This is a genomic window from Fictibacillus halophilus (assembly GCF_016401385.1).
GTDB lineage: Bacteria > Bacillota > Bacilli > Bacillales > Fictibacillaceae > Fictibacillus > Fictibacillus halophilus.
Window position 1 is genome coordinate 162,107 of record NZ_JAEACF010000001.1, and the last position, 12,818, is coordinate 174,924.

The following is a 12,818-nucleotide window of genomic DNA, read 5'->3' on the forward strand; positions in this document are numbered from 1 at the left end:
ATAACAGGTACAAATGAGGGTATGAACATGCAGAATAGTTTAAACACACGCTCCATGGTATTCACATTATACGGAGACTATATCCGGCATTATGGCAGTGAAATATGGATTGGAAGCTTGATTCGATTGTTAGAAGAGTTTGGTCACAACGAACAGGCAGTAAGAGCAGCGATTTCCAGAATGAATAAGCAGGGCTGGATTGCAGCTAGAAAACAAGGCAATAAAAGTTATTATTTTTTAACAGAGCGTGGAAAAAAGCGGATGGATGAAGCCGCAAAGAGAATCTTTAATGCGCAACAGGAACCGTGGAACGGCGAATGGATGATGTTCACCTATACGATTCCTGAAGAGAAAAGAAGCATACGTGATGAGCTTCGAAAAGAACTGGTCTGGAGCGGGTTTGGTCTACTCGCTAACAGCTTCTGGATCTCTCCGCACGCATACTCTGAGCAGATTCAATCTATGATCGATAAATATGAGATCAAAGACTATGTTCATTCTTTTACAGCGGTCTACAATGGTCCGAATGAGAATGAAAAGCTAGTTTCTGAGTGTTGGGATCTGAATGACATCAACGAGAAATACAACGAGTTCATCGTAACGTATTCTCAAAAGTACGTGATCGATAAAAATAAGATTGAGAAAGGTGAAATGACAGACGGAGAGTGCTTCGTAGAGCGCACAAAGCTTGTTCACGAATACCGTAAGTTTCTATTCATCGATCCAGGTCTTCCAAAGGAACTGCTTCATGCAGAATGGCTAGGGGATCACGCGGCTTCGCTCTTTAGTGATTATTACCGAGCACTAGCTGGACCTGCAAGTCGGTTCTTTGAAAGCATCTATTCGGATGGAAACGCTCTAAAGAAAGATTCTGAGTTTGATGCATTGAACCACCCTCTCATTCAAGAGAGTCGTTCTTAATTGGTTGGGATTAGAAACAAGTAAAAAGCACTTTCGCAAACATACCTACGAAAGTGCTTTTTCACTATTTTTTTAACTCAGAAGCAAACTGCTTTCCTTTTTCATAATACGTGTCGATCGTTAGCTGGATCAGCTTTAAATCTTCATCGTTCAGTTCTCGAATTACTTTTCCAGGAGAACCCATGACCATCACACGAGGAGGAATTTTTTTACCTGGTGGGATCAGTGTGTTGGCGCCGATGAAGGCTTGTTCACCTATTTCCACACCATCAAGTATCGTTGAACCCATGCCAACGAGAGCTCCTTTTTTTATCGTACATCCGTGCAGGATAACGTTGTGTCCGATCGACACCTCATCTTCTAAAATAAGGGGATATCCTTCATAGAGGTGAAGCGTACAGTTGTCCTGAACGTTCGTCTTTTTTCCGATGGAGATCGGCCCTTCATCACCTCGAAGAACTGAGTTAAACCAGATGCTAGCTCCTTCTTCTACAGTAACGTCACCAATTAGGTGGACCCCTGGAGCAATAAAAGCGCTTTCATGAACATCTGGTGTTTTGCCATCAAATGAGTATTTCATAATGAGCCTCCCTCAATACAGGTTATAGGTTCAGTATAACAAAGGTTAGAATGGGAAGTGGAGAAATTGAATTCAATCTGCGAAAAATTAGGTATTCAGTATCCCATCCTTCAGGGTGGGATGGGAAATGTTAGTAATGCGGAACTGGCTTCAGCGATATCAAATGCTGGTGGATTAGGCACGATTGGTGCAGGGACGATGTCACCTGAAGAGGTAGAAAATTTAATAATTGCAACAAAGGGGATGACAGATAAGCCATTTGCTGTTAATGTACCTTTAACCGTTGCATCAAATGTAAAAGAAATTCTTAAACTTCTGATCAATCATAAAGTGGAAGTTGTTTCCTTATCTGCGGGTAATCCAGCCCCTTACATACCGAAACTAAAGGAACATGGATTAAAGGTTATTTGTGTTGTGGCTTCTGTATATCATGCCAAAAAAGCAGAAGCAGCAGGTGCAGACTTGTTAGTAGCTGAAGGCTATGAAGCTGCGGGACTTAACTCACCCTACGAGACAACGACCATGGTTCTGTTACCTCAAGTATCCAAGAGCGTCCGTATTCCGGTCATCGCTGCTGGAGGTATTGCTGATGGGAGCGGTATGGCAGCAGCCTTTGCTCTCGGTGCACAAGGTGTTCAGATGGGAACTCGTTTTATCGCAACAAAGGAAGCCCCTTTTCATGAGAGATACAAAACTTCCTTAGTAGAGGCAGATGATACAAAAACGTTAATCGTTGGCCGCCAAACAGGAAAGATCAGAAGAATTTATGATACACCTTATGCTCAAAAGTTGATTCAACTTGAAAAAAATGGCGTCTCTGCTGAAGAGTTTATGGCACATACCTCAGAAGATCATCATATTTTAGGAGCTGTAAAAGGGGACTTGGAAAACGGTTTTATCAATAGCGGGCAGATCGCCGGTGGGATAACTGATGTACCGAGCGTAAAAGAACTGCTTGAAACGATGATGAAAGAAGCGAAAGAAACAGTTAGTATATTAAACAACCGTTTAATGTAAGCTAGTTGTAATTGTAACAGGAGGTTGTAAGTAATTATGAATCAGCAAGACCAGTGGACGTCGAAGTTAGCTTTTATTTTAGCTGCAGCAGGATCAGCAATCGGACTCGGTGCAATTTGGAAATTTCCTTATGTAGCTGGTACAAGCGGTGGGGGGGCTTTTTTCCTTCTCTTTTTATTGTTTACGTTTTTGATAGGTTTTCCTCTTTTAATGGCTGAGTTCGTTATTGGCCGAGGTGCACAAAAAGAGGCAGTTTCTGCCTATCGAAAGATCGCGCCAGGTTCTGCATGGCCATGGCTTGGCAGAATGGGTGTAGCGACTGCATTTATCTTATTATCTTTTTACAGTGTAATCGGTGGATGGATTGTTCTCTACCTCGGTAAAAGTTTTTCGGGAGATTTCTTCAACCATGACTTTAGTCAAATGTTCGGAGAATCGATCTCAAGCACGTGGCCGGTTTTGATCTCTCAGTTCATCTTTATGATGATTACGATTTTTGTTGTAAGCCGTGGAATTAAAAATGGTATCGAAAAAGCAAATCAAATTATGATGCCAGCACTTTTTGTGTTGTTTGCGGTATTGATCGTTCGTTCATTGACTCTAGATAACGCAATGGAAGGCGTTAAGTTTTTCTTATACCCTGACTTTTCAAAAATCGGTGGAGACGATATCTTATTTGCACTTGGTCAGTCTTTCTTCTCATTAAGTGTTGGTATCTCGGTTATGGTTACGTACAGCTCTTATTTGAGCAAAAAAGAAAGCCTTACAAAATCAGCGACGACGATCGTATTACTGAACGTACTGATTTCTTTATTAGCAGGATTAGCAATCTTCCCAGGTGTGTTTTCATTAGGTCTAGAGCCTACAGAAGGTCCTGGATTATTGTTCGTTGTACTTCCTGCCGTGTTTGAACAAATTGTGTTTGGACAATTCTTCTTTATCGTTTTCCTAGCATTATTCTTGTTTGCGACCCTTACATCAGCTTTCTCCATGCTAGAAATTATCGTCGCATCAATCACGAAAGGTGAGCTAGAGAACCGTGCAAAATGGTCTTGGATCATCGGAATCCTTATTTTTGTATTTGGTGTACCATCAACACTGTCATATGGAGTTTGGTCGGATTTCACTTTATTTGACAAAATTATCTTTGACCAACTCGACTATCTAGTAAGTAACATTCTGCTTCCTTTAGGAGCGCTGTTTATCGCGTTATTTGTAGGATATCGTTATCCGAGAGAAATGCTTCTTCAAGAGTTTAGAGCAGGTTCTTCCGTTTCTGTAAAAGGATTTGCGCTTTGGCTCATGCTAATCCGTTATGTGGTCCCTGTCGTGATCATCATCGTATTCGTTAACATGCTTGGGCTTTTTTAAAAGGCTCTTTTCTAAAAGATTGTTGCTTTTTAATCTTTTTTATTTACGTCTATGACTGTTGATTGGAGTGGAAGGTGTGAGACTCCTGCGGGACAGGCGGGCAGGTGAGACACTTATACGAGAAACGTACGAATGTGGCTCACCGCCTGCCCCGCGGAAAGCGAGCAACCTGAAGCGGAAATCAACTACTTTCGGAAGACAACACTGAATACGAAAACAGCCTTGTAAAAAGAAAATTAGAAAGAAAGGCGCTAACCATAATTGGTTTTAGCGTCTTTTTTGTGTTAATAATAGAATTTGTGAAATACAGAAGTGAAGGGAAGTATTACAATGCTAAAAGATAAAACAGCAGTAGTGACAGGAGCAACTCGTGGGTGCGGAAAAGCTATAGCAGAAAAGCTAGGTACATTAGAAGCGAAATTAGCGATCATTGGTTCATCTGATGGCATCTTCAAAACGGGAGAAGAGTTAAAAGCTAAGGGATTCGATGTTCTTGCCATAAAAGCGGATGTGACGAAAGAAGCGGACGTAGCAGAACTGTTTAAACAAACGTTTGAAGCGTTTGGAAACATTGATATTCTAATAAACAATGCGGGTATCGGTCAGTTTAAATTGGCTGAAGAGCATTCATTAGTAGACTTTCAAAAAATGTTTGAAGTCAACGTACAAGGTGTATTCTTATGTAGTACAGCGGTTGTTCCACATATGAAAGAGCGAAAAGAGGGAACGATTATCACGATCTCATCTGACGTTGGTCGCAGAACTATCTCGAACGGCTCCGTCTATACAGCAACAAAATACGCGGTTCAAGGATTTTCGGGTTCTCTTGCACAAGAACTTAGAGAATTTGGAGTACGTGTGGGTACTGTTAACCCAGGAGCTATTGATACGTACTTTGCTGATTCTGAACAAGGTCTTGATTTTAAAGAAGACTGGCTAAAAGTTGATGATATCGCAGAAGCTGTTGCTTACATGGCTAGCGCACCAAAACATATGGTCGTTGATGAGATCATGCTGCACCCTCTTTCTCAGGAATATCCAAACGTATAATACAAGGAGGCTATCTGGATGAAACTAGATCAAGAAGTGGTGTCCATTGAAGGTTCAAAACCTGTTACGGTTCATGAGTTGTTTGGTGAAGATAAAACATTTTTTGTGTTAGTAAGACACCTTGGCTGACCATACTATCAAGAGTTCCTTGCGCAGTTGCGTGAGTCATTTGAGAAGTTTGAACGTTTAGATGTTAAGGTTGTTGTTGTATCACCAGCTAATCGTGATCAGATTCAAGAATTTATGAATGTACATGGACCATTTCCGTTTGAAATCTATGGTGATCCGGAGCTTGAGCTATACGAGGAGATGGGAAACCACCACATGACGAGCGTGAAAAGCATGATGTCTGTAGGTGCGGATCTCTTAAAAGGTGAAGTTAAGATAAGTGACATTGTGCCTAAAGATAAGAAGGAAAGAAAGCATTTTTTAAGCGCAGTGAAAAATCAAGATGTGAACATTCAAGGAAGTTCATGGTTGTTTGATCAGAATGGAGATGTTTTGTGGAAGCACATGGATGAAACTCCTGAAGATCATGCGAAAGTTGACGAAGTATTGAAGCAGTTGCGGAAATGATAAGGATAAAGCTGATACAGCATGTGCTGTATCAGCTTTTTTATGCGGTAGGGAGCTTCCGCTAAACTTAATCATATAAAAAACAGCGCCGATCACATAAAAAAGGTGATCAATCACATAAAAAAGATTATGAATCACATAAAAATAATCGTCCATCATATAAAAAAGGAATTTATAAAGTCTTACCTTGCCTGCCCGGCCTGCGGTTTTCCTCAGACTTAATCCACGAACGAATGCCTCTTCCTGCAAACGGCTCGTCATCAAATCGAGGGATGATATGAAAATGCGCATGTGGAATACTTTGGCCGCCTGCTGGATTGACGTTCCAGCCCGTGCTATAACCATCGGGTGCAAACTCTGAGTCTAGCAAACTTTTTGCTTTTTGCATCAACTCATATGTATCTCTCCACTCTTTCTCACTTAAATCAAAAACAGTCTGTTTATGAGCTTTTGGAATAATCAAACCCGCACCTTCCAATATATCCTGTGCTTTAGGACTTTGCAGAAAGTAGCAGCTCTCATTCTCTAACACTATTTTTTGCTCAGGAAAACTCATCGGATTACAAAATAAACACTCATTCATCAGTTAAATCACCTCCAACGTTATTTTTGCACATTTTTCATATTTCTTACAAATCAAACAATTCCGTGGATTCGTTGACCAGATATCACACAAAATGTTATGATTACGTTAAGAAAACGTTATATAAATTAGATGAAAGATATGAGGTGTGTGCATGAAATCAGGCATGAAGGTCGGCCAAAGTGCGACCATCAAAGCTACCGTTACACCCGATATGTTTGCTCAATTTGAAGGAAAGCTGGTCCATCCAGCATATTCAACTGTTAGCATGGTCTATCATATGGAATGGGCAGCGAGACAGATCATATTGCCATATCTTGAAGAGCATGAAGAAGGAATCGGCGGAGGAGTTGCAGCCAAGCATATGGCTCCGACACCTGAAGGCGCTGAACTTACTGTAACGGCAACGTTAAGAGAAGTAAAAGGAAAAGCAGTCATATGTGATGTAACCGTCTATAACGGAAAAGCAATAGCAGGTGAAGGAGAAGTTACGCAGTATATCCTGCCGAGAGAAGCGATCTCACAAAAAATTAAAGAGATGAAGATTTAAATTTTTTTGCACAATAATGAAAGCGCTTACACTTTAAAGCAGCAAAGTGAAGAAGGAATAGAGTAATTAGAGACATACTAGGGGGATTTACACATGTTTGAAAAAATATCACAGCATGAGCAAGTTGTGTTTTGTAACGATCCATCAACAGGTCTCAAGGCAATTATCGCTATACATAACACAACATTAGGCCCAGCACTCGGCGGATGCAGAATGAGACCGTATGGATCGGTTGATGAGGCACTTGAGGACGTGCTGAGATTGTCAAAAGGTATGACATACAAATGCGCTGGTGCAGATGTTGACTTCGGTGGAGGTAAATCGGTCATCATCGGGGATCCGATGACGGATCGTACACCAGAGTTGTTCCGAGCATTCGGACAGTTTGTAGATTCATTAAACGGCCGCTTTTATACAGGAACAGATATGGGAACAACACCTGATGATTTTATGCACGCGTTAAAAGAAACGAATTGTATCGTCGGCGTACCCGAAGAATATGGCGGCAGCGGCGATTCTTCTGTTCCAACAGCACAAGGAGTTATATACGGACTTCAAGCTACCATTCAGACGCTTGAAGGAACAGATGAACTTTCAGGTAAGTCATACTCTATACAAGGTTTAGGAAAAGTAGGTTTTAAGGTCGCAGAGCAACTGCTCGCAGCCGGTGCACAAATCTATGTTACTGATATTAATGAAAAAGCATTAAAGATGATTCAAGAACGAGCAGAACTCCTACCTGGAAATGTGGAAGTAGTTGAAGGAAGCGACATCTACGGGGTGGATGCTGATATTTTCATTCCTTGCGCACTCGGCGGAATCATTCACGATGAAACAATTGAACAACTAAAAGTAAAAGCGATCGTAGGAAGTGCCAACAATCAGCTCTTAGAAGATAAGCACGGACTTTATTTGCAGCAAAAAGGAATTTTATACGGACCCGATTATATCGTGAACGCAGGAGGGCTTATTCAGGTAGCTGATGAGCTTTATGGACCGAATAAAGCCCGTGTATTAACGAAAACGAGAGCGATCTATGACAGTCTGATACAGATTTATAGCGAGAGTACAAAGAACCAGATATCTACGATGGAAGCAGCAAATCTTTTCTGTGAGGAGAAGCTTTTGGCCCGCTCAAAACGAAACAGCTTTTTCGCTCACAACCGAAGACCAAAATGGCAAGTTCGAAACTAAGGAGGGAATTTATCCATGGAAAAGTTATTTCCAAAGATGCAGATCATTAATGAGAACGGTGAGTGGAATGACGAAACATACCGCGGTGAGATCACAGAGGAACTAACGAAAGAGCTTTACACGAAGATGCTTCGTTCGAGGCTTTTTGACCGTAAAGGGGTAAACCTGCAGCGTCAAGGACGGATCGGTACGTACGTTCCTTTCGAAGGACAAGAAGCGTCACAAATCGGAAGTGCGATGGCGATGGGTGAAGGCGATTGGATGTTCCCGACTTATCGTGATCATGCTGCAACGATGACATTTGGACATTCGCTAAAAACACTTTTTCTCTATTGGAAAGGTCGCCAAGAAGGCTGTATACCTCCAGAAGGAAAAAACATCTTTCCTCCAGCCGTACCGATTGCGTCTCAGCTTCTTCATGCAACAGGCGCAGCTTGGGCTGAGAAATTAAAAGGTACAGATCGCGCTTCTATCGTTTACTTTGGAGACGGAGCAACATCAGAAGGTGATTTTCACGAAGGATTAAACTTCGCGAGCGTATTTAACGCACCTGTTGTTTTCTTTAATCAAAACAATGGGTTTGCTATTTCTGTACCGATTGAAAAGCAGATGAAAAGTAAAACGATCGCTCAAAAAGCAGTAGCGTATGAGATGGAAGGCGTTCGTTTAGATGGTAATGATGTTTTCGCGGTATATTTCCACACACGAACAGCGGTCGAACGTGCAAGAAAAGGGGAAGGACCAACCTTAATTGAAGCAGTAACGTGGCGTTATGGAGCACATACGACAGCTGACGATCCTACAAAATACAGAAACCAAGAAGAGTCTGTGAATCGTCGTGAAACGACCGATCCGATTCTTAGACTAGAGCGATTTATGAAGAATGAAAACATGTGGGATGAGAAATGGGGAGCCGATCTTCAAGAATCACTAACGCTTGAGATCGAAGCAGCAGTTAAAGAGATGGAAGAAGCACAAGCACCACATTATAACGATGTGTTTGATCATGTGTTTGCAGAGAATCCTTGGCCGATCGAAAGCCAAAAAGAAGCATACGCTCATTCAAGAGGTGATCGCTAATGACGACGGCAGTTGATACGAAAAAATTAACGATGGTTCAAGCTGTAACAGATGGTATGAGAGTGATGATGAAAGAGCATGAGAACGTTATCGTGCTTGGTGAAGATGTAGGACAGAACGGCGGCGTGTTCCGCGCAACAGATGGCCTAGTTGCTGAGTTTGGAGAGAACCGAGTGATTGATACACCGCTTGCTGAATCTGGCATAATCGGTACGTCGATCGGACTTGCGATGAACGGCTTCAAACCGATTGCAGAGATGCAATTTCTTGGATTCATTTATCCAGCGTTCAATCAAATCATGACGCATGCGTCTCGGATCCGAGCGAGAACACTTGGACATTTTACAGTGCCAATGGTCATTCGGGCCCCGTTCGGAGCAGGCGTGCGTGCACCGGAAATCCATTCTGATTCTGTTGAGGCATTATTTACGGGAATGCCTGGAATGAAGGTTGTTGTTCCATCTAATCCGTATGACGCAAAAGGAATGCTTGTTTCAGCGATTGAAGATCCTGATCCGGTTTTATTTCTAGAGCCAATGCGCTGTTATAGAAGTACGAAGATGGATGTTCCGGATGGCAAGTACAATGTTCCGCTTGGAAAAGCAGCTCGGCTTCAGGAAGGCGACGATGTAACCATTTTTGCTTATGGCGCGATGATTGAAGTGGTAATGAAAGCTGCAAAGACAGCAGAAGAAAAAGGGATCAAGTGTGACGTGATCGATCTTCGTACACTTTATCCATTAGATAAAGAAATGATTGCTGAAAGTGTACAAAAAACGGGTCGTGCAGTTATTGTTCACGAAGCACCTGGAACAGGGGGGCTTGGAGAAACGATCATCTCGTTAATCAATGATACATCTTTCCTTTATATGAAAGCTCCGATCGAAAGGGTAACAGGTTTTGATACTCCGGTTCCAATGTTTGCTCTAGAAGATCATTACTTGCCAAGCGCAGATCGTGTTGTTCAAGCTATTGAAAAAGTAACGCAATTTTAGGAGGTGAGTGTGAGTGGTAGAAGTTAAATTGCATGATATCGGTGAAGGAATGCACGAAGGAGAAGTTATACACTTTTTTGTAAAAGCCGGAGACTCCGTTAAAGTTGATCAGCCTTTAGTAGAGGTTCAAACGGATAAAGTAACGGCTGAACTTCCTTCGCCAGCAGCCGGAACGATCAAAGACATCAAGGTAAAAGAAGGGGATGTTGTGACTGTTGGATCTGTCATCTTAACGATTGATGCTGCTTCAACATCAACGACACCATCTTCCCAAAAAGAAGAAGAGTCTGCTGAAAGTAAAGAACAGCCGGTCGTTGAAAAAATCGTTAAAGCACCAAGTCACACTGCCTTTTCTGGCGGTATTGCAACTCTGAACAAACGTGTTCTTGCAGCTCCTTATACGAGAAAAATTGCGCGTGAAAACGGTGTGGATATTGAACAGATCATCGGTACGGGACCTGGTGGACGAGTAACAGATCAAGACGTTTATCAATTTATTGAGAATGGCTCAGCGCCATTTTCAGAAGAAAAGATAGAGTCTGCAGCACCTGAAAAAGTGAGTGCCGCTCCATCATTTACAACAAAGAATGCGGAAGAGATTCCATTTAAAGGACGCAGAAAACAGATTGCAAAGAAAATGGTTCAATCTCTTGCGACAATCCCGCACGTTACCCACTTTGAAGAGATTGACGTGACGGCTGTTATGGATTTGAAGAAGCAGTTAAAAGCGATGGATCCTGATAACAAACGTGGTATGAACGTGTCAGTTGCAGCGTTTTTCGTAAAAGCGATTCAGATTGCACTGAAAGATTTCCCGATCTTCAACGCGAAGTTGGATGAAGAAAAAGAAGTCATTCGTCTTGAGAAAAATGTGAATATCGGAATCGCCACTGACTCTGATGAAGGTCTGATCGTACCGGTTATCTCTCATGTGGAGCAACGAAATGTAAGAGACATCGCACATGACATGAAAGACAAGATCACGCGTGCTAAGACAAACAAGTTGAAGGGCTCAGATATGACTGGCGGCACATTTACAATATCCAATGTTGGACCGCTCGGCTCGATTGCAGCAACACCGATCATCAATCATCCGGAAGTTGCACTTATGGCTTTTCATAAGACGAAGAAAACGCCTGTAGTGATTGGAGATGAGATCGTGATTCGTTCCATGATGAACGTATCCATGTCGTTCGATCACCGTGTGGCAGACGGTGCAACAGCTGTTATGTTCACGAACCGCGTAAAAGAACTCATCGAGAATCCTTACTTCATGACACTGGAGCTGATATAGATGGTTGTAGGTGATTTTGCAACAAAACGACAGCTTGTTATTATCGGCGGCGGACCTGGCGGATATCATGCTGCGATTCGTGCGGCACAGCTCGGAATGGAAGTTACGCTGATTGAAAAAGAAAAGCTAGGTGGGGTTTGTCTTCATAAAGGATGTATTCCTTCTAAAAGTCTGACACAAACAGCAGCTAATTTTTCAGGACTTTCTCAATTAAAAACCATGGGAATCTCGGTTCCAGAGGCGAGTTTTGAGTATAACACGTTCACAAACTATTATTCTTCTGTTGTAGCTGGACTGCAAAAAGGAGTAGAAGCGCTGATAAAAGCCAACAAGATCGAGCATTTAACGGGTACGGCATCCTTTATGTCTAGTGAGCGTATCGGAATCGACTCTGGTCATCATTTTGAAATGTACGAATTCGAGCACGCCCTTATTGCTACAGGCAGTTCACCGTTATTGCCGAAACAGGCAGCTCTATCTAACCGAGTGATGACACCGCATACGTTGTGGGAGTTGAACGAGGTTCCGGGGAGTCTATTAATCTATGGTGAAGACTACTTTGCATTAGAGGCAGCAATGGCATACAAGCAGCTCGGGAATGAAGTCAGTATAGTCGTTCCCGCTGATGGCTTTGGTTTAGACGCTAGCATCGAAAAAGAACTGCAGCGTGTTTTAAAGAAAAACAAGATTAAAGTCTTTAAGAATCATATTTGGGATAGCGCTGAGGAAGCTGGTGATACCGTTACCGTAACGTTGAAAAAAGACGGTGATGAAAAAGTATCGGTAGAAGCTTCTCACGTATTGTATGCCGCGGGCTATTCGCCGAATGTTGAAGGTCTTGGTCTTGAAGCAATTTCAATAGAACGAGACGAAAAAGGTTTTATTATCGTAAATGAACATAGCCAAAGTTCTGTGTCAAACATTTACGCAGCGGGTGACTGCACGATTGGGATGAAGTTAGCGTCAAAAGCGATTAAGCAAGGAAAGACGGCAGCTGAACATATGGCTGGATTGCAGTCAGCATTCAATTTGAGCTTGGTTCCTTATATAGTGCATACGAATCCGCCGATTGGTTCAGTAGGTATGACAGAAGAACAAGCTTTAGCTGAAGGCTATGAAGTGAAGACGGGACAATTTTCTATGAGCGGGAATGGATTTGCTTCCATTCTCGGTCAAAAAGAAGGTATTTCCAAGATGGTGATAGATGCGAAGAGCGATGTAGTGCTTGGCATTCATATGATGGGAGCCGGTGCTGTCGAAATGATACAAGCCGGAACGTACGCACTTGAGATGGTTGCGCGTGAAGAAGATCTGGCTTACCCGGTTTATGCGCATCCAGCTTTGAACGAAGCATGGCTTGAAGCGATCGAAAACGCAAGCGGGAGAGCAATTCATGTACCTCCAGCTCGTAAGAAAGAGAAAAGCTCTGTATGAGTGATGATGATGTGAAAAAACGGTCATATTTAGGCCGTTTTTTTGTTGGGGTTGAGGGTATATGGAAGCTGCATTTTGTCGAGTTATGTCATCTCGCCGATATATGATCGAAACTCGCCGGATTATCGCCCAAATTCGCCGTAATAAGTCCGAAATTTCTAGGATTAATTCCT

At 42.4% G+C, this 12,818-nt stretch carries 13 protein-coding genes; 11 read left to right on the plus strand and 2 right to left on the minus strand.

Going from position 1 to position 12,818, the window contains the following annotated elements:
* The first annotated feature begins 27 nt into the window (after positions 1-27).
* A complete protein-coding gene (gene paaX, locus I5J82_RS00915; protein WP_198766253.1) occupies positions 28-921 on the plus strand; it encodes a phenylacetic acid degradation operon negative regulatory protein PaaX in 894 nt (297 codons plus the stop codon).
* A 64-nt stretch (positions 922-985) separates the two neighbouring features.
* Here the strand turns inward: paaX and I5J82_RS00920 are convergent, their stop codons facing one another.
* The gene (locus I5J82_RS00920) at positions 986-1,501 is read right to left on the minus strand and encodes a gamma carbonic anhydrase family protein (RefSeq protein ID WP_198766254.1); all 516 of its coding nucleotides are present in this window, start codon (positions 1,499-1,501) and stop codon (positions 986-988) included.
* A gap of 66 nt (positions 1,502-1,567) precedes the next feature.
* On the opposite strand from I5J82_RS00920, the gene I5J82_RS00925 reads away from it, so the two are divergent.
* The 4 genes from I5J82_RS00925 (at position 1,568) to I5J82_RS00940 (ending at position 5,515) form a co-directional block, all read left to right on the plus strand.
* On the plus strand, positions 1,568-2,518 hold the full coding sequence (locus I5J82_RS00925) for an NAD(P)H-dependent flavin oxidoreductase (protein WP_198766255.1): 951 nt from the start codon (positions 1,568-1,570) through the stop codon (positions 2,516-2,518).
* Between the two features lie 36 nt (positions 2,519-2,554).
* Entirely contained in the window at positions 2,555-3,889 is a 1,335-nt protein-coding gene (locus tag I5J82_RS00930) for a sodium-dependent transporter (RefSeq protein WP_198766256.1), read from the plus strand.
* 330 nt (positions 3,890-4,219) lie between these two features.
* Positions 4,220-4,939 (plus strand): SDR family oxidoreductase, encoded by a 720-nt coding sequence (locus I5J82_RS00935; protein ID WP_198766257.1) that lies wholly within the window; start codon positions 4,220-4,222, stop codon positions 4,937-4,939.
* Positions 4,940-5,095: 156 nt separating this feature from the next.
* Positions 5,096-5,515, plus strand: coding sequence for an AhpC/TSA family protein (locus I5J82_RS00940; RefSeq protein ID WP_198766258.1), 420 nt, complete (start codon positions 5,096-5,098; stop codon positions 5,513-5,515).
* Positions 5,516-5,687: 172 nt separating this feature from the next.
* Here I5J82_RS00940 and I5J82_RS00945 read toward each other — a convergent pair whose 3' ends face one another.
* Positions 5,688-6,098 carry an HIT family protein gene (locus I5J82_RS00945; protein ID WP_198766259.1) on the minus strand — a complete coding sequence of 137 codons (411 nt, stop codon included), beginning with the start codon at positions 6,096-6,098 and terminating at the stop codon, positions 5,688-5,690.
* Between the two features lie 154 nt (positions 6,099-6,252).
* On the opposite strand from I5J82_RS00945, the gene I5J82_RS00950 reads away from it, so the two are divergent.
* From I5J82_RS00950 to lpdA, 6 genes are all read left to right on the plus strand, one after another.
* On the plus strand, positions 6,253-6,648 hold the full coding sequence (locus tag I5J82_RS00950) for a thioesterase family protein (protein ID WP_144702772.1): 396 nt from the start codon (positions 6,253-6,255) through the stop codon (positions 6,646-6,648).
* 93 nt (positions 6,649-6,741) lie between these two features.
* Positions 6,742-7,842: a Leu/Phe/Val dehydrogenase gene (locus tag I5J82_RS00955; protein WP_198766260.1), complete on the plus strand. Its 1,101-nt coding sequence runs from the start codon at positions 6,742-6,744 to the stop codon at positions 7,840-7,842.
* A 15-nt stretch (positions 7,843-7,857) separates the two neighbouring features.
* Complete coding sequence (gene pdhA / locus I5J82_RS00960) at positions 7,858-8,922, plus strand: pyruvate dehydrogenase (acetyl-transferring) E1 component subunit alpha (RefSeq protein WP_198766261.1); 1,065 nt, start codon at positions 7,858-7,860, stop codon at positions 8,920-8,922.
* Complete coding sequence (locus tag I5J82_RS00965) at positions 8,922-9,917, plus strand: alpha-ketoacid dehydrogenase subunit beta (protein ID WP_198766262.1); 996 nt, start codon at positions 8,922-8,924, stop codon at positions 9,915-9,917. The genes pdhA and I5J82_RS00965 overlap by 1 nt, the downstream gene beginning before the upstream one ends.
* 13 nt (positions 9,918-9,930) lie before the next feature.
* Positions 9,931-11,211 carry a dihydrolipoamide acetyltransferase family protein gene (locus I5J82_RS00970; protein WP_198766263.1) on the plus strand — a complete coding sequence of 427 codons (1,281 nt, stop codon included), beginning with the start codon at positions 9,931-9,933 and terminating at the stop codon, positions 11,209-11,211.
* Positions 11,212-12,645, plus strand: a complete 1,434-nt coding sequence (gene lpdA / locus I5J82_RS00975) for a dihydrolipoyl dehydrogenase (protein WP_198766264.1) — start codon at positions 11,212-11,214, stop codon at positions 12,643-12,645.
* Positions 12,646-12,818 lie beyond the last annotated feature (173 nt).